The sequence below is a fragment of the Rahnella sp. CJA17(1/100) genome, from assembly GCF_963881615.1.
GTDB lineage: Bacteria > Pseudomonadota > Gammaproteobacteria > Enterobacterales > Enterobacteriaceae > Rahnella > Rahnella aceris.
Genome location: NZ_CAWOJA010000008.1, coordinates 85,281 through 102,831 on the forward strand (window position 1 = coordinate 85,281; position 17,551 = coordinate 102,831).

The 17,551-nt window shown below is 53.2% G+C and carries 15 protein-coding genes, 2 tRNA genes and 1 rRNA gene; 3 read left to right on the forward strand and 15 right to left on the reverse strand.

Translation table 11 applies throughout. The features are described from left to right. Window positions 1–9: 9 nt before the first annotated feature. Window positions 10–891 (forward strand): HTH-type transcriptional activator IlvY, encoded by an 882-nt coding sequence (gene ilvY / locus AACU55_RS05255; protein ID WP_013577543.1) that lies wholly within the window; start codon window positions 10–12, stop codon window positions 889–891. A 48-nt stretch (window positions 892–939) separates the two neighbouring features. On the opposite strand, the gene ilvA is transcribed toward ilvY, so the two are convergent. From ilvA to AACU55_RS05290, 7 genes are all read right to left on the reverse strand, one after another. Beyond that, on the reverse strand, window positions 940–2,484 hold the full coding sequence (ilvA, locus tag AACU55_RS05260) for a threonine ammonia-lyase, biosynthetic (RefSeq protein ID WP_013577544.1): 1,545 nt from the start codon (window positions 2,482–2,484) through the stop codon (window positions 940–942). 5 nt (window positions 2,485–2,489) lie between these two features. Continuing rightward, window positions 2,490–4,340 carry a dihydroxy-acid dehydratase gene (ilvD, locus tag AACU55_RS05265; protein WP_015690590.1) on the reverse strand — a complete coding sequence of 617 codons (1,851 nt, stop codon included), beginning with the start codon at window positions 4,338–4,340 and terminating at the stop codon, window positions 2,490–2,492. Between the two features lie 134 nt (window positions 4,341–4,474). Then, a complete protein-coding gene (locus AACU55_RS05270; RefSeq protein ID WP_013577546.1) occupies window positions 4,475–5,404 on the reverse strand; it encodes a branched-chain amino acid transaminase in 930 nt (309 codons plus the stop codon). A 16-nt stretch (window positions 5,405–5,420) separates the two neighbouring features. Beyond that, window positions 5,421–5,684 carry an acetolactate synthase 2 small subunit gene (gene ilvM, locus AACU55_RS05275; RefSeq protein WP_134706789.1) on the reverse strand — a complete coding sequence of 88 codons (264 nt, stop codon included), beginning with the start codon at window positions 5,682–5,684 and terminating at the stop codon, window positions 5,421–5,423. Continuing rightward, the gene (gene ilvG, locus AACU55_RS05280; protein ID WP_013577548.1) at window positions 5,681–7,327 is read right to left on the reverse strand and encodes an acetolactate synthase 2 catalytic subunit; all 1,647 of its coding nucleotides are present in this window, start codon (window positions 7,325–7,327) and stop codon (window positions 5,681–5,683) included. The genes ilvM and ilvG overlap by 4 nt, the downstream gene beginning before the upstream one ends. Before the next feature lie 147 nt (window positions 7,328–7,474). Then, complete coding sequence (gene ilvL / locus AACU55_RS05285; protein WP_015699153.1) at window positions 7,475–7,576, reverse strand: ilv operon leader peptide; 102 nt, start codon at window positions 7,574–7,576, stop codon at window positions 7,475–7,477. 132 nt (window positions 7,577–7,708) lie between these two features. Further along, a complete protein-coding gene (locus AACU55_RS05290) occupies window positions 7,709–8,947 on the reverse strand; it encodes an MFS transporter (protein ID WP_037035442.1) in 1,239 nt (412 codons plus the stop codon). 366 nt (window positions 8,948–9,313) lie between these two features. On the opposite strand from AACU55_RS05290, the gene AACU55_RS05295 reads away from it, so the two are divergent. Continuing rightward, entirely contained in the window at window positions 9,314–10,849 is a 1,536-nt protein-coding gene (locus AACU55_RS05295; RefSeq protein ID WP_134706790.1) for a YifB family Mg chelatase-like AAA ATPase, read from the forward strand. A 25-nt stretch (window positions 10,850–10,874) separates the two neighbouring features. On the opposite strand, the gene AACU55_RS05300 is transcribed toward AACU55_RS05295, so the two are convergent. After that, window positions 10,875–11,213, reverse strand: a complete 339-nt coding sequence (locus AACU55_RS05300) for a DUF413 domain-containing protein (RefSeq protein WP_013577551.1) — start codon at window positions 11,211–11,213, stop codon at window positions 10,875–10,877. 118 nt (window positions 11,214–11,331) lie between these two features. Between AACU55_RS05300 and hdfR the strand changes: the two genes are divergently transcribed. Next, the gene (gene hdfR, locus AACU55_RS05305) at window positions 11,332–12,156 is read left to right on the forward strand and encodes an HTH-type transcriptional regulator HdfR (protein ID WP_037035439.1); all 825 of its coding nucleotides are present in this window, start codon (window positions 11,332–11,334) and stop codon (window positions 12,154–12,156) included. A 12-nt stretch (window positions 12,157–12,168) separates the two neighbouring features. Here the strand turns inward: hdfR and yjfF are convergent, their stop codons facing one another. The 7 genes from yjfF to rrf form a co-directional block, all read right to left on the reverse strand. Then, the gene (gene yjfF, locus AACU55_RS05310; protein WP_013577553.1) at window positions 12,169–13,155 is read right to left on the reverse strand and encodes a galactofuranose ABC transporter, permease protein YjfF; all 987 of its coding nucleotides are present in this window, start codon (window positions 13,153–13,155) and stop codon (window positions 12,169–12,171) included. Beyond that, window positions 13,155–14,174: a galactofuranose ABC transporter, ATP-binding protein YtfT gene (gene ytfT / locus AACU55_RS05315; protein WP_015690591.1), complete on the reverse strand. Its 1,020-nt coding sequence runs from the start codon at window positions 14,172–14,174 to the stop codon at window positions 13,155–13,157. Before ytfT ends, yjfF begins: the two co-directional genes overlap by 1 nt. Window positions 14,175–14,186: 12 nt before the next feature. Beyond that, window positions 14,187–15,668 carry a galactofuranose ABC transporter, ATP-binding protein YtfR gene (gene ytfR, locus AACU55_RS05320; RefSeq protein WP_205960148.1) on the reverse strand — a complete coding sequence of 494 codons (1,482 nt, stop codon included), beginning with the start codon at window positions 15,666–15,668 and terminating at the stop codon, window positions 14,187–14,189. Between the two features lie 110 nt (window positions 15,669–15,778). Beyond that, window positions 15,779–16,735: a galactofuranose ABC transporter, galactofuranose-binding protein YtfQ gene (ytfQ, locus tag AACU55_RS05325; protein ID WP_013577556.1), complete on the reverse strand. Its 957-nt coding sequence runs from the start codon at window positions 16,733–16,735 to the stop codon at window positions 15,779–15,781. Window positions 16,736–17,138: 403 nt separating this feature from the next. Beyond that, a tRNA-Trp gene (locus AACU55_RS05330) sits at window positions 17,139–17,214 on the reverse strand. Between the two features lie 53 nt (window positions 17,215–17,267). Further along, a tRNA-Asp gene (locus AACU55_RS05335) sits at window positions 17,268–17,344 on the reverse strand. A gap of 87 nt (window positions 17,345–17,431) precedes the next feature. Beyond that, window positions 17,432–17,547 (reverse strand): 5S ribosomal RNA (gene rrf / locus AACU55_RS05340). Between the last annotated feature and the right edge of the window lie 4 nt (window positions 17,548–17,551).

The following is a 17,551-nucleotide window of genomic DNA, read 5'->3' on the forward strand; positions in this document are numbered from 1 at the left end:
ATATTCTTTATGGACTTACGTGATCTGAAACTGTTTTTACATCTGGCGGAAAGTCGCCATTTTGGCCGTTCGTCGAAGGCGATGCATGTCAGCCCGTCCACGTTGTCACGCCAGATCCAGCGGCTGGAAGAAGAACTCGGCCAGCCGTTATTTCAGCGTGATAACCGCACCGTGCAACTGACCAGTGCCGGTGAACAACTCAAAAACTTTGCCCAGCAGACGCTGCTGCATTACCAGCAACTGCGCAGCGGGCTGGATCAGCATGGCCCGACGCTGAGCGGCGAACTGCACCTGTTCTGCTCGGTGACGGCCGCCTACAGCCATTTGCCGCCAATCCTTGACCGCTTCCGTGCGCAGCATCCGCTGGTCGAAATCAAACTCACCACCGGCGACGCTGCGGATGCGGTTGAAAAAGTCCAGTCCACCGAAGCGGATCTGGCGATTGCCGGACGTCCGGAAAGTTTGCCGGGCAGCGTCGATTTCACGCAGATCGGCGAAATCCCGATGATCCTGATTTCTCCTTCCCTGCCCTGCGCCGTCCGCACCCAGGTCAGTGAGCCGCATCCGGACTGGTCACAAATTCCGTTCATCCTGCCGGAACATGGCCCGGCGCGAAAACGCATTGACGTCTGGTTCAAACGCAACCGCCTGAGCAATCCGCTGATTTATGCCACGGTATCCGGCCACGAAGCGATTGTATCGATGGTCGCGCTCGGCTGCGGCATCGCGCTGATCCCGTCCGTAGTGGTCGATAACAGCCCGGAACCGGTGCGCAACCGTATTTCCATTCTGGATAACATCACGCTCGGCGCGCCGCTGGAACTGGGCGTCTGCGTGCAAAGAAAACGCCTTAGCGAGCCACTGATCGACGCGTTCTGGCAGTTGCTCTGAACGTTTACAGAATAAAAAAGGGGCACTTTTCAGATGCCCCGTTTAGTTTTAGCCCGCCAGGAAGAAGCGGAACGCCGGATTATCACTTTCGTTGTGACAGTCATAACCCAGCGCCGACAGGTTCTGCTCGAACTCCGGCTCTTCTTCGTTCAGCTCAAATGCGGCCAGCACACGACCGAAATCGGTACCGTGACTGCGGTAATGGAACAGCGAAATATTCCAGTGCGTGCCCAGCGTATGCAGGAATTTCAGCAAAGCCCCTGGAGATTCCGGGAATTCAAAGCTGTAAAGCCGCTCGCGCAGAGGTTTGGTCGGACGCCCGCCCACCATGTAACGCACATGAAGTTTCGCCATTTCATCGTCGGACAGATCCACAACCTGATAACCGTCGTGATTCAGTTCGTCGATAATTTCCTGACGCTCAGCGTGACCGCGCGTCAGACGCACGCCCACAAAAATGCAGGCGTTGTCGGCATCGGCATAACGGTAGTTGAACTCTGTCACCGAACGGCCACCCAGCAACTGGCAAAACTTCAGGAAACTGCCTTTGCGCTCAGGAATGGTCACCGCCAGCAGCGCTTCGCGTTGCTCGCCCAGTTCACAGCGTTCCGACACATAACGCAGACCGTGGAAATTCACGTTCGCGCCGGAAAGCACATGCGCCAGTCGTTCGCCCTGAATATTGTGCTGCTGCACGTATTTCTTCAGTCCCGCCAGCGCCAGCGCGCCGGAAGGTTCAGCAATCGCACGCACGTCTTCGAACAAGTCTTTCACCGCGGCACAAATTGAATCGCTGTCGACGGTGATGACGTCATCAAGATATTCGCGACACAAGCGGAACGTTTCGTTGCCGATACGTTTCACCGCCACGCCTTCTGCGAACAAACCCACACGCGCCAGGTCGACCGGTTCACCGGCGTCCATTGCCGCGCGCAGACAGGCAGAATCTTCGGCTTCAACACCGATGACCTGAATCTGCGGCATCAGTTGTTTGATCAGCACGGCGACACCAGCGGCCAGACCGCCACCGCCGACAGGCACGAATACGCGGTCGAGATGCGCATCCTGTTGCAGCAACTCCATGGCCAGCGTGCCCTGCCCGGCAATCACCGCCGGATGATCAAATGGCGGCACAAAAGTCATGCCCTGTTCCTGCGACAGCGTGATCGCTTTGGCTTTCGCCTCATCGAAATTCGCGCCATGCAGCAACACTTCACCGCCAAAGTTACGCACGGCATCCACTTTGATATCCGCTGTGGCAACCGGCATCACAATCAGAGATTTGATGCCTTTTTTGGTCGCCGACAATGCAACGCCCTGCGCGTGATTTCCCGCGGACGCAGTGATAACACCACGCGCAGCCTGTTCTTCCGTCAGGCTGGCGATCATCGAATAGGCACCGCGCAGTTTAAAACTGTGGACGGCCTGACGATCCTCCCTCTTCACCAGAATGGTGTTACCCAACCGGGAAGAAATCTTTTCCATGACCTGCAAAGGCGTAACCTGTGCGACTTCATAAACCGGCGCACGCAGCACGGCACGCAGGTATTCTGCGCCGCACGGCTGGTCGGGTAGAGGTTGTGATACCGCCATGACTGTCAGCCTCCCAGCTTAGACTTGTCGCGCACTGCGCCTTTATCGGCACTGGTCGCCAGCAATGCGTAAGCACGCAGCGCAAGTGAAACCACACGTTCGCGGTTTTTCGGCGTCCAGGCTTTGTCGCCACGTGCCAGTTCAGCTTCGTGACGCGCCGCCAGTTCTGCCGCAGGCACATCCAGCACCATGCTACGGTTCGGAATGTCGATATCGATGATGTCGCCATCTTCCACCAACGCAATCAGGCCGCCGCTGCCCGCTTCCGGAGAAACGTGGCCGATAGACAGACCGGATGTGCCGCCGGAGAAACGACCATCGGTAATCAGCGCGCACTCTTTGCCGAGACCCATGGATTTCAGGTAAGTGGTCGGATACAGCATTTCCTGCATGCCCGGCCCGCCTTTCGGCCCTTCGTAACGAATCACAACAACGTCGCCGGAAACCACTTTGCCGCCGAGAATCGCTTCAACCGCGCTGTCCTGGCTTTCGTACACTTTTGCCGGACCACGGAAAGTCAGGTTGGATTTATCCACACCCGCCGTTTTAACGATACTGCCCGCTTCGGCGATGTTGCCGTAAAGCACGGCCAGACCACCGTCTTTGCTGAACGCATGCTCAAGCGAACGGATACAACCTTCGGCGCGGTCGTCATCAAGCGTATCCCAGCGGCAATCCTGTGAGAACGCCTGGGTAGTACGGATACCTGCCGGACCGGCGCGGAACATTTTTTTCACGGCTTCGTCTTTGGTCAGCATGATGTCGTACTGATCCAGCGTCTGGTTCAGGGTCAGGCCGAGAATGTTTTTCACGTCGCGGTTCAGGAGATTGGCGCGATCCAGTTCGCCCAGAATAGCCAGCACGCCACCGGCACGGTGAACGTCTTCCATGTGGTATTTCTGTGTGCTCGGCGCGACTTTACACAGGTGCGGGACTTTGCGTGACAGACGGTCGATGTCGGTCATGTCGAAGTCGATTTCGCCTTCCTGCGCGGCAGCCAGCAGGTGCAGAACGGTGTTAGTCGAGCCGCCCATCGCGATATCCAGGATCATGGCATTTTCGAATGCCGCTTTGCTGGCGATGTTGCGCGGCAATGCGCTTTCATCGTCTTTTTCGTAATAACGTTTGGTCAGCTCAACGATGCGGCGACCGGCGTTAAGGAACAAATCGCGGCGATCGGCGTGCGTTGCCAGCAATGAACCGTTACCCGGCTGAGACAGACCCAGCGCTTCGGTCAGACAGTTCATGGAGTTGGCGGTAAACATACCGGAACAGGAGCCGCAGGTCGGACAGGCAGAACGTTCGATTTGTTCGCTGTCGGCATCGCTGACGTTCGGGTTTGCGCCCTGAATCATCGCATCGACCAGGTCGAGTTTGATGATTTTGTCAGACAGTTTGGTTTTACCGGCTTCCATCGGACCACCGGAAACGAAGATCACCGGAATATTCAGGCGCAGTGAGGCCATCAGCATTCCCGGGGTGATTTTGTCGCAGTTTGAAATACACACCATGGCATCAGCGCAGTGCGCGTTAACCATGTATTCCACCGAGTCAGCAATCAGTTCGCGTGAAGGCAATGAATACAGCATGCCGCCATGCCCCATGGCGATCCCGTCATCCACAGCGATAGTGTTGAATTCTTTCGCCACGCCGCCGGACGCTTCGATTTGCTCGGCAACCAGCTTACCCAAATCGCGCAAATGCACGTGGCCCGGCACGAACTGGGTGAATGAGTTGACGACGGCAATAATGGGCTTACCAAAATCGTTATCCGTCATGCCGGTAGCGCGCCATAATGCGCGGGCGCCAGCCATGTTGCGGCCGTGTGTCGTGGTGTGGGAACGGTACTTAGGCATGCTCTGTTCACTCCAAATCATTTCTGTTTAGCAGGCAGCGAAATCGCTACCTGCTGAATTTCTTATTTACCCTGAATCATTCGGGTTGCACCAGGCAGCGAACGCGGAGGCGGCCTGAAGGATGACGGGTAAAATTATTGTGGGTTGATTGGATCCAGCCAACCCCATTTATCTTCGGTTTTGCCGGTGAACAGGCCGAAGAATGCATCCTGAATTTGTTTGGTCACCGGACCACGTTTACCGATACCGACCTGAATGCCGTCAACGCTGCGCACCGGGGTGATTTCTGCAGCGGTACCGGACATGAAGACTTCGTCTGCCAGATACAGGGATTCACGGGACAGAACTTGCTCACGCACTTCAAGACCCAGGTCTTTTGCCAGTTTAATAATAGCGTCACGGGTGATACCTGGCAGGGCAGAAGAGGTAAATGGCGGTGTGAACAGAATGCCTTCTTTCACTTCAAACAGGTTTTCGCCAGCGCCTTCAGACACATAGCCGTGAATGTCCAGCGCGATACCTTCCTGATAACCGTGACGACGTGCTTCGCTGCCGACCAGCAGGGAGGACAGGTAGTTACCACCGGCTTTCGCAGCGGTTGGAATGGTGTTTGCAGCAACGCGGTTCCATGAAGACACCATCGCGTCGATACCCTGCTCCAGCGCTTCTTCACCCAGATACGCGCCCCACGGGAAGGCGGCGATGATCACATCAGTTTTGTAGCCGTCCGGCGGATTAACGCCCATACCCACATCGCCGACAAACACCAGCGGACGGATATACGCGCTGACCAGATTGTTTTTGCGCAGGGTTTCGCGGCAAGCTTCCATCAGCTCGTCCACGCTCTGGGAAACAGGCATACGGTAAATTTTTGCGGAATCGCGCAGACGCTGCATATGTTCACGGTGACGGAATACGACCGGGCCTTTATGGGAGTCGTAGCAACGCACGCCTTCGAAAACGGAAGTGCCGTAATGCAGTGCGTGTGACATGACATGGACTTTAGCTTCTGCCCACGGAACCATCTCGCCGTTGAACCAAATGTAATCAGCTTTCTTCGTCATTCTCTCGTTCCTTTACTCACGCATTCGCGCGTATTTGTTGTGATGTATGTTGCTGGATCTCGACACAAGCGACATCCATAAGTTTGCGTAACTGTGAAGACAGTAAATCTACGGGCCGCTGACTGGCAACGGTCAATTCGATATTTATGTTTTCCGCATTGAACATCGGCGTCATGTTCATTGCGCACACCTGAAAACCACGGTGACGGACGACGCGTAATACGCGCTCTAACATTTCGGGGCGGAAGCGGGCCTGAATTGAGACGTTATGTTGCATCATGACATTTTCTCCAGCATGGTTTCGTTGCCTGCGCCCGGTGGAACCAGCGGCCAGACATTCTCATTTTCGTCGATGGAAACCTGGAGCAAATACGGACCTTCACTGTTGAAGAAAGCGTCCAGAGCGGCATCGACTTGATCTTTACGGTGGATACGTTGGCCGGGGATGTTGAATGCGCTGGCCAGCGTGACAAAATCGGGGTTATCGGAGAGGTTGGTTTCACTGAAGCGTCCGTCGAAGAACAATTCCTGCCACTGTCGAACCATCCCTAATCGCTGGTTATCCAGCAACAGGATTTTGACGGGCAACTGTTTTCGCTTGATGGTGCCCAGCTCCTGAACATTCATCATGAATGAACCGTCACCGGAAACGCAGATCACCATATCGTCCGGGCGGGCAACCTGTGCGCCGACGGCGGCAGGAACGCCGAAACCCATCGTGCCCAGACCGCTGGAGGTGATGAAGTTTTCCGGGCGGGTGAACTGCATATGTTGCGCGGTCCACATCTGATGCTGGCCGACGTCGGTGGTCACCACGGTATTGGCCGATTTACGGTCAGAGATTTGTTTCAGTAACAACGGCGCATAAATCGCTTCACCCGGATGATCGTAGCGCCATTCGCCCTGCGCTTTCAGCGTCATCACTTCATCACGCCAGGCGTTGATGTTCAGGGGTTGTTGCAGCGCCGGTAACAGCGCATTCAGATCACCCTGCAACGCCACATGCGCCTGGCGCAATTTGTTCAGCTCGGCCGGATCGATATCCATGTGGATAACCGCGGCGTCTGGCGCAAAAGTATTCAGCTTGCCGGTCACGCGGTCATCGAAACGCGCGCCGACGGCAATCAGCAAATCGCAGGACTGAACAGCCAGATTCGCCGCTTTGGTACCGTGCATGCCCAGCATACCCAGATAACATGGGTCGCTGGCATCCGGCGCCCCCAGACCTTTCAACGTTGCTACCGCAGGAATGCCTGTCGCAGTAATGAATTCGCGTAATGCCGGAACGGCCTGCGCGATACCGACACCGCCACCGACGTAAACCATCGGTTTTTGCGCTGCAGCGATCATGGCGCGGGCTTGTTGTAATTCAGCCGCAGGATGCGGAAAAGTTTCTTCAACCGCCACCAGATGCGGCGGTAATTCACCCACGGCCAGTTGGATATCTTTCGGAATGTCGATCAGAACCGGGCCCGGACGACCGGAGCTGGCGATGGCAAAGGCTTCCGCCATGATTTCCGGCAGCGCTTCCAGAGATTCAACCAGGAAACTGTGTTTGGTGCAGGCCAGGGACAACCCTAAAACGTCGATTTCCTGGAAGGCATCGGTGCCGATGAAGGCAGAACCAACCTGCCCGGTGATGGCCACCAGCGGAACGGAGTCTAACAGCGCGTCGGCCAGACCGGTGATCAGGTTGGTCGCACCAGGACCGGAAGTGGCGATACAGACGCCAACTTTTCCGGTAGAACGGGCATAGCCGATGGCGGCCATTGCAGCACCCTGCTCATGCCGGCACAACAGGTGTTCCACGCCGCCGTCATACAATGCATCGTATACCGGCATGATTGCCCCGCCAGGATAACCAAATACTGTATTTACACCCTGCGCACGCAACGCTTGTACTACCCATTGTGCTCCGTTCATCTTTATTCTCCTGCCTTTTTGCGACAAGTGCAGAATATTATGCTGTTGCTCATTTTCCGACCCCGCTTCTCTGTTCTCTGAAATTCCTGACCCAAAAAAAAACCCCGGACCTTTCGGTGCGGGGTTTCTTTTCAGGTTCAGGCTTGTTTAATAAGCCTTTCTTCGTCCAAGTGCAGCCCCGCACGGTGGGATAATAATCACCACCACGCTAATCACGACTAGGCTAACTACGAGGAGAAGGGCTTTCATTTTTAGGTTTCTAAAATTCATATTGCGAACGATTGCCTACAGAGTTATCACAGTAAGATGATTAATGACAACACTTTTCTTGCGTTATTATTTGCAGTCCGTTGCAGAAACCATGAAAAATCATCTGAAAAATCAAAACTTAGCGTGATGATTTGCCGTTTGATTATTTATTGCTCCAGCAATCGCTTTTCCACGGGTATCCCGGCCAAATGCCACCAGAACAGAAATCAGGATGGCGACGGTACCGGCCACAATTGCCATCGCCAGTCCGTAGTTGTGTCCGTGGCTTTCGGCAATGTAAGCCTGAAGCGTCGCATTAACCGAAGCAATCAGATTACCGAGCTGGTAAACAAACCCCGGCAGAACCGCGCGCGTGTTAGCAGGCACCAGTTCGGTCAGATAAGTCGGCACGACGCCCCATGCGCCCTGCACCATAAACTGCATCAGGAACGCGCCCAGCCCCAGCATCCATGAACCGCCGGAGAAAGCCCATAATGGAATGACCGGCAGTGAAAGCAACGCGGCGATAATAATCGCTTTCTTACGACCAATTTTCTCAGACAGCGAACCAAAGAAGATCCCACCGATAATTGACGCAATGTTGTAGCTTATGGCGATTAAACTGACGGTATGTGCGTCAAAACCGTGCTGAACTTTCAGGAACGTCGGATAGAGATCTTGCGTACCGTGGCTGAAGAAATTAAAACCCGCCATCAGCACAACCAGATAAATACATAGCTTCCAGTTTTTCTTCAGCACCGGCATCAGTGCCGTGCTTTCGTTGCGTTCCCGCGCCGCCAGCCAGACCGGCGATTCCTGTACTTTGAACCAGATGAAAGGCAGCAGGAAAACCGGTATCGCACCAATCACAAACATGCCGCGCCAGCCGACCACGTTAAACAGCAAACCATATACCACCGCCGCCAGCAGATAACCAAACGGATAACCCGCCTGGAAAATCCCCGACATCACGCCACGGGAACGGTCGGGTATGGTTTCCATCGCCAGAGAAGAAGCTACGCCCCAGACACCGCCCATCGCAATGCCGTAAATCACGCGAAGGATCAGGAAAACGGTCAGGGAAGGTGCCGCCGCAGTACACAGCTCGAAGAAAGAAAATAGCGCGATATTGACCATCAGCACCGGCTTGCGCCCGTACTTTTCCGCCGCACGCCCGAACAGCAACGCCCCAATCGGTCGCACGGCCAGCGTCAGCAGTATTGCCAGCGTGACCTGTTTGATATCTACCTGAAATGCCGATGCGATATCGCTGAGCAGGAAGACCAAAATGAAGAAATCGAAAGCGTCGAGAGTCCAGCTCAGAAAGCTGGCGATGGCAACGTTACGCTGCCGAGAAGTCCAACCAAACATGGGTGAGTCCCTATTTCGGAATAGCTGCAGGTAGTGCACTCACCAGGGCATTGCGGAAAATCCCTGGTCAGGCAGAGAGATGTTAATCAGTGTTCTGTATTTGTTTATTTATTGTTAAATACAGCAAGATTAAACACCCCTGCCGGTATTTGCGGCAACTTAATTAGTCCGCTAATTTGTTTCCAGAAACCTTAAACTGTTAAGGAGTATTGCTGTCGTTGCGAAGCAGTTCGCATCCCTTCATGTTAAGTCGGTGACTTGCAGATTATTTTCCCATCGCATTACGCATTGCAGCAAACTTCTTCCCGAAAGCGTTTCCAGCTCAGGCATGCTGCCGTCAGCAGAGCTCATAGCAAAGGAAAAAGCATGTCATTAGCCGTGGTATATACCCGCGCATCGCTGGGGGTTCAGGCACCCGGTGTCTCGATTGAGGTCCATCTCAGCAACGGATTACCGGCCCTGACACTGGTCGGTTTACCGGAAACCACCGTCAAGGAAGCCAGAGATCGGGTTCGCAGCGCCATCATCAACTGCGGGTTTACCTTTCCGGCCAAACGCATCACCGTCAATCTTGCACCCGCTGATTTACCCAAAGAAGGCGGACGGTATGATTTGTCCATCGCGCTGGCGATTCTGGTGGCCTCAGAGCAGCTTCAGGGCGATAAGCTTGAGGAGTACGAGTTTCTGGGTGAACTGGGCCTTTCCGGTGCACTGCGCAGTGTAAATGGTGCGATTCCGGCGGCACTTGAGGCGCAAAAAGAGGGCCGGGTGTTGATCCTGCCGCAAAGTAATCAGACGGAAATGACGCTTCTTGATCCCGGTGTAGCGCAGGTGGCCGGGCACTTATTGCAGGTCTGCGCATTCCTTCAGGGCGAGGACAATTTGCCACCGATTGAATTTCCGGCGACGGCGCCTCCGCCCGAGTATCAACCTGACATTGCCGATATCATCGGACAGGAGCAATCAAAGCGCGCGCTCGAAGTGGCGGCAGCGGGAGGGCATAATTTATTGTTGATTGGGCCTCCTGGCACCGGAAAAACCATGCTGGCTAGCCGGTTGCCCGGTTTACTGCCGCCCATGAGTAACGAGGAAAAGCTGGAAACGGCCGCCATTGCCAGCCTGGTGTATAACCCCGAAGATGACGGCGAGTTTTCACGCATCCGCCCCTTTCGTGCACCGCATCACAGCACATCCATGAGCGCGCTGGTGGGAGGCGGGTCGTTACCCAGACCGGGAGAAATATCACTGGCACATAACGGCGTATTGTTTCTCGACGAACTGCCAGAATTTCAGCGCCAGGTTCTTGATGCCTTGCGCCAGCCAATGGAATCCGGCGAAATCACCATTTCCCGTGCACGGGCGAAAGTCCGCTATCCGGCAAGAGCGCAACTGATTGCAGCGATGAATCCCAGCCCGACCGGACACTATCAGGGCATTCATAACCGCACACCACCACAGCAGGTTTTACGCTACCTGAGCCGGCTTTCCGGGCCATTTCTCGACAGATTCGATCTGTCGATTGAAGTCCCACTCCTGCCGCCCGGCATTTTGAGCCAGCAAAACCATACGCCTGCGCTCAGGGAAAATAGTGTACAAGTGCGGGAACGGGTACTGACCGCCAGAGAAATTCAGTTAAAACGCGCGGGAAAAATCAACGCGCATCTGAGCAGTAGCGAAGTGGAGACGTACTGTGTGTTAACCAAAGCAGATGCTGAATTTTTGGAAGAAGTCCTGCATAAACTGGGATTATCGGTCAGAGCCTGGCATCGCATTCTGAAAGTCGCGAGAACATTGGCTGATTTGGGCGGCGGGGAATCTATTGAACGAAGACATATTGCTGAAGCACTGAGCTATCGCAGCATGGATAGGCTATTGTTAACTCTACATAAGAGTCTGGCATAAAAAAACGGGGCATCGCCCCGTTTCATTAGTCATCGCTTTCCGTGTAGTCTTCTACAGCGTCAGCCTGCGGTTTACCGCCAGACAACGTGTGGAATTTCTTCGGACGACGGGTGCGGACAATGTATTTGTTCCACACTTTTTCTGCATCCGTTACAGGTTCGCGCGTACCACGGCAAACCTCCAGGAACAGTTTTTCTTCGTCGGTAACGGGCTCACGTTTTCCCAGATCCAGCTCGTTAAAAGCAAAGCCGTAACGTTCTAGCATTTGCGCTTCTTTAATGGTGAAATCGCCATGCCGGGAGAACCCGCGAGGGTAATGTTTATTATCAAAAAAACGACTTGTCGTGGTGAAGCTTTCCGCCATCTGACACGCTCCTAATTCTCTCATGGTCGTGCTGTTATGGCGCGGAGTATTAGTTAGGCTTGACATTGTGTAAAACAAAACATTTAAATCTTAACGACAAAAAATATTGGAGATAGTTTTGGACACGGAATTACTGAAAACCTTTTTGGAGGTCAGTAGAACTCGCCACTTTGGTCGGGCGGCGGAATCCCTTTACCTGACGCAATCCGCTGTCAGCTTTCGTATCCGGCAACTGGAAACCCAACTTGGCGCCAATTTATTCACACGGCATCGCAATAACATCCGCTTAACGCCCGCAGGAGAACGTCTGCTGCCTTATGCAGAGAATCTTATGTCAACGTGGCAAATGGCGAAAAAAGAGGTTGTACGCTCGTTACAGCACACAGAATTGTCGATTGGTGCGACGGCGTCGCTCTGGGAAGCCTATCTGACCCCGTGGCTGCAGTCTCTTTACACCCAGCGTGGCACGCTTAGGCTTGAGGCGCGCATTGCACTGCGTCAGTCGCTGGTCAAACAATTGCATGAAAGACAACTGGATTTGCTGATCACCACCGAGCCACCAAAGATGGACGAGCTCTCAAGTCAGTTACTAGGTAATTTCTCGTTACGACTATTCTCATCGCAGAAAACGGTCAGAAGCGAACAATCACCGTATGTGAAGCTGGAATGGGGCGCTGATTTTCCTCAGCAGGAAAAACTGCAAAACAGCGATCAGGAACCGGTGTTAACCACAACCTCTGCACATCTGACGCGTCAGTTGCTGGAAAATACCGGCGGTTGTGCGTTCCTGCCTGCGCACTGGGCCAAAGAATATCCGCAACTGGCCGCACATGAAGATATTCCGCCGGTGATCCGCCCGCTTTACGCCGTCTGGCTGCAAACCAGCGACCAGCAAGTGTTGATCCGTCAGTTACTCAAAACACCGCTGATCACTAATTTCTGATACCGTCCTGTTTCAGGACGGTTCTGGTCGCGGATGGCGCGCTCTTCTGGCTGTCCAGAAGCTGCCCATCCCTTTTTGCAATCCGATGAAGATAAACAACAAAACGCCCATCACGATTTTGGTCCACCACGAACTAAGCGTACCATCGAAAGTGATGTAGGTTTGGATCAACCCCTGAATAAGCACGCCAAACAAGCTGCCTAAAACTGTGCCTACGCCGCCACTCAGTAACGTCCCCCCAATCACAACAGAGGCGATAGCATCCAGTTCTACACCACTCGCCGCGAGTGCATAACCCGCAGAGGTGTAGAGCGAGAAAATGATGCCCGATAAGACCGCCAGCGTACTGGACAGCATGTAGATATAAATCGTGGTACGCCTTACCGGCACCCCCATCAGCGCAGCCGACACATTGCTACCGCCAACGGCATAGACGTTGTTACCGAATCGCGTACGGTGAGCCAGAATAATCCCGCCAAGCACCACCAGCAACATAACCAGAGCCAGCAATGTGAAACGACCACCACCGGGCATTTTCCAGGCATAATTGGCGAGGAATTCATAAACCGGATGGTTAATCGGCAACGATTCTTCCGAAACAATAAAACTCATACCGCGCACAAAAAACATGCCCGCCAGCGTGATGATGAAAGCAGGCAGTTTCAACGTATCAATGATCCATCCCATCAGCGCACCAAACGTGGTGCCCATCAACAGCACGATGACAAAGGCATAGCCAGGCGCGATGCCATAAGCACCGATGAGTTTCGCCAGCAAAACACCGGTGAAAGCGATAACAGAACCCACTGACAGATCGATGCCGCCGGATAAGATGACAAATGTCATCCCGACGGCCACGATGCCGAGAAACGCGTTATCCGTCAGCAAATCAAAAAACACGCGTGTGGATGCAAAACCGGGGAACTGAGTGAAGCAATAGGCGTATCCGGCCAGGAAAACCACGATAGTAATCAGCAGGGGCAGATTTCTTTTGAGCATTATCCTTTCCTCCGGAACAGATTACTGAAAGAGACGCGGGGCGACTGAACTACCAGTACAGCGAGCACCACCAGAGCTTTCAGCACCAGGTTGAATTCCGGTTTGAAGCCGGAGAGCAGAATGCCGGTATTCATTCCCTGAATGATCAGTGCACCGACAACCGAAAGAAGCAGGTTAAAACGTCCACCCAGTAACGAGCCGCCGCCGATGACGACGGCAAGAATGGCATCAAGTTCCAGCCATAGTCCGGCATTATTGGCGTCCGCTCCGCGAATATCGGCCGTTATGATAACGCCCGCAACGGCCGCGCAAATCCCACAGATGACGTAAGTGGAGATCAGCACTAAACGGGCATTTACGCCGGCGTTATAAGCAGAACGGATATTGATGCCGACTGATTCGATGAACAGGCCAAGCGCTGTTTTCCGCGTCAGTGCCCAGACAAGAACCAGCATAGCGACGGCAATGATCACCGGCATTGGCAGATAGAACAAAGAACCACTGCCAAACTGCGATAGGCCATTGTGTTCAAACGTGACGATTTGCCCTTCCGTAATTAGCTGTGCGATGCCACGTCCGGCGACCATCAGCATCAGCGTGGCAACAATCGGCTGAATTTGCAGAACAGCGACCAAAAAACCATTCCACAAACCGCATATTGCCCCCACCCCGACCGAGGCCAGCAGCACGATCATCAGCGGATATCCTTGCACCGTCATGGTCGCGGCTGTTGCACCGGCAATCGCCATGACCGCACCGACGGAAAGGTCGATGCCGCCGGTCGCGATAACCAGCGTCATCCCGAGAGCCAGCAAAGCGACAGGGGCACCACGGTTGAAAATATCCACCAGGCTGCCAAACAAGCGGCCATCCTGAATATGGATAGAGAAAAAGCCCGGGGCGACCAGGCTGTCTATGATTAATATTGCGACGAAAGCACCGATTTGCGTGGTGCCTTTTGGAAATACCCATCTTACTTTGCGCGGTTTTCCCGTCATTGGCAGGCTCCTGTTATTCATCACTATCTCCCCTCATTGCGCCGCAATGGCTTTCATAATGGCTGGCACGGAGATATCAGCCTGCTCAATTTCGGCAATATGACGACGGTCGCGTAAGACAACAATACGATCGGCATAACCCGCCAGTTCTTCCAGCTCAGAGGAAATGACCAGTAACGCCAGGCCTTCGTCACAAAGTTTTTCAATCAGACGGATGATTTCTGCATGGGCACCGACGTCAATCCCACGGGTAGGTTCATCGAGAATGAGGAAACGAGGATTGGTTGCAAGCCAGCGAGACAGCAATACTTTTTGCTGGTTACCACCGGAAAGATACTGAATTTCCTGCTCAGTGCCGGGTGTACGGATGCCAAGGAGTTTGATAAATTTTTCGGCGATCTGATGCTGCTCTTTCATGGGTAAAGGACGCAACCAGCCGCGCTGCGCCTGTAAGGCAAGGATGATATTTTCACGCACTGTAGCCGCGCCGATAATGCCATCGGTTTTACGATCTTCCGGGCAGTAACCAAATCCCAGTTTGGTCGCTTTTCTGGGCGTGCTGATGGCGACTTCTTTGCCATCGACACGTGCATTGCCGCTGTCATGCCCTTTAATGCCAAAAATCAGCTGAGCGGTTTCCGTCCGTCCTGATCCCAGTAAACCCGCCAGTCCGACGATTTCACCCCGACGTACTTTCAGGTCAAAATGTTCGACCACACCTCGACGCCCATAGTCTTTGAAATCCACTAATGGCTCGCCCGTTACATTTCTATGTTCGGTGCGTTTGAGCAGGTTTTCATCAAAACTGTGTCCCAGCATCATCGGCACGAGATCGATACGCGGTAAATCCACCGTTCGTTCAGACCCCACACGCTTACCGTTTCGCAAAACGGTAATCCGGTCGCTGATCCGATAAACCTGATCGAGGAAATGGGTGACGAAAATCATCCCCACCCCTTTATTACGCAGTTGAACCAGAATATCGAGCAACATACTGACTTCTTTGGCATCAAGGCTGGCAGTGGGTTCATCAAGAATTAAAACCTGTGCAGACAGGTCAACAGCGCGGGCAATTGCCACGATTTGCTGAATCGCAATGGAGTAGGTTGAGAGTGGCTGGCTGACATCCAGATGCAGCCCATAGCCTTCCAGAAGGGCGTCGGCCTGTTGTTCCATCTTGCGCTGATTAACCAGCCCGAAACGGGTTGGCTCGCGCCCAATGAACAAGTTGGCAGCAACAGAGATATTTGGCAGGAGATTTACTTCCTGATATACCGTACCAATCCCCAGCGACTGGGCATCAGCAGTACTGATTGGCTCGATCGGTTTTCCGTTAAGAAAGACCTGGCCAGCAGAACGTTTATAGACACCGGTGAGGGCCTTAATCATTGTGGACTTACCGGCGCCGTTCTCACCTAAAAGGGCAACAATTTCACCGCGTTCGAGGGTAAAGTCGACATTTTCCAGCGCTTTTACGCCGGGGAATTCAACTGATAAGCCGCGTACTTCAAGCAGCGTTTCTGAACCAGGATTATCCGTCACGTCACTACTCCTGCTGCATTCGCTATAAGCGAAAAGGGAATAATTGTTACCGGCTTGCCCGTGAGACAAGCCGGTAAACCGGCTTAATAACCCATGTTTTTCTTCATGTCATACTCTTTCTGAGCCATGTCCGGCAGGATCAACGCGGATTGAGTCTGAATGAATTTCTTCGGTTGCGTACCATCCTTTTTCATCGCAATCAGCGCATCAAATGCCGGGCCAGCCATGTTTGGTGTCAGCTCAACAGAAGCATTCGCTTCACCCGCCAGCATAGCTTTGTAGATATCAGGAACACCGTCGATAGAGACGATTTTGATCTGCGAACCCGGTTTCAGGCCAGCTTCTTTGATAGCCTGAATTGCACCGATCGCCATATCGTCGTTATGGGCGTAAACAGCACAAATGTTCTTACCGTTTTGCTCAGCCTTGATGAAGCTTTCCATGACTTCTTTGCCTTTACTGCGGGTGAAATCGCCGGACTGTGAGCGGATAATTTTGACGTTTGGTGCAGCTTTCAACGCATCTGCAAAACCTTGTTTACGATTTAACGCCACACTGGCACCGACCGTACCCTGCAATTCGACAACATTACATGGTTTGCCAGCAGCATCCTTCACCAGCCAGTCACCCGCCACTTTGCCCTCATACACGCTGTCAGAAGCGACTGCAGCAGTGTAAAGAGACGGATCACTGACTTCGATCGTACGGTCTAACAGGAACACAGGGATCTTAGCTTCTTTAGCTTCGGTCAGAACCGGAGCCCAGCCAGTAGCAACAACAGGAGCGATGAAAATGGCATCAACACCCTGTGCGATGAATGAACGTATTGCTTTGATTTGGTTCTCTTGTTTTTGCTGAGCATCAGATATTTTCAGTGTAATACCACGTTTTTCCGCTTCTGATTTAGAGACTTTGGTTTCCGCAGAACGCCACCCAGACTCAGAGCCGATCTGCGAAAAACCAACAACCAGCGGAGCCGCCTGAACTGCGCCACAAAATGCTGTTGCTACTGCTGCTGCCACAAATAAGCGTTTGTACATGTTTCTTTCCTCGCGTGTAGTCTGAGCTACTTTTTGTTATGACTCGTAGGGTACGGCCAGGACGTTTACCCGACATACGCATTCAGCCGCTACGACAGTTTTGTCGGAAAAAGGATAAAAGAATGCTGTCAGGGTCTGATAGTCGTCATAAGACGATGATTAGGTTTAGTACATAGGGAAAATGGGAGCATGAGCGAGGTCACATACGGGGAGAACAATCAATTCGTGCATGTATTCAGCCAAAACATGACAAAAAACAACTGGCAAAAGCGAAGATTTTGAGCCCATTGGTGCAAATAATCCCCAGAATAATGGGGCTAAGGGGAAGAGGTTAAAAAATAGAGAGGAGTTTCAGGAAATTGAGACGAAAAAAAACCCCTCGCTTTCGCGAAGGGTTTAAATATGGCAGGGGCGGAGAGACTCGAACTCGCGACACCCGGTTTTGGAGACCGGTGCTCTACCAACTGAGCTACGCCCCTAAATTACGCTTACTATTATGCCTGCTAATTTAGCAGGCATAATTTTTAATAATTGGCGGAACGGACGGGGCTCGAACCCGCGACCCCCTGCGTGACAGGCAGGTATTCTAACCAACTGAACTACCGCTCCACCGGTTCTTTCACACGTATCAGCAATCGTCTGATACCTGTTTGTTCCTGTTATTTTCCTTGTCAGGGGAAAAGGAACTAATTTGATGCCTGGCAGTTCCCTACTCTCGCATGGGGAGACCCCACACTACCATCGGCGCTACGGCGTTTCACTTCTGAGTTCGGCATGGGGTCAGGTGGGACCACCGCGCTACTGCCGCCAGGCAAA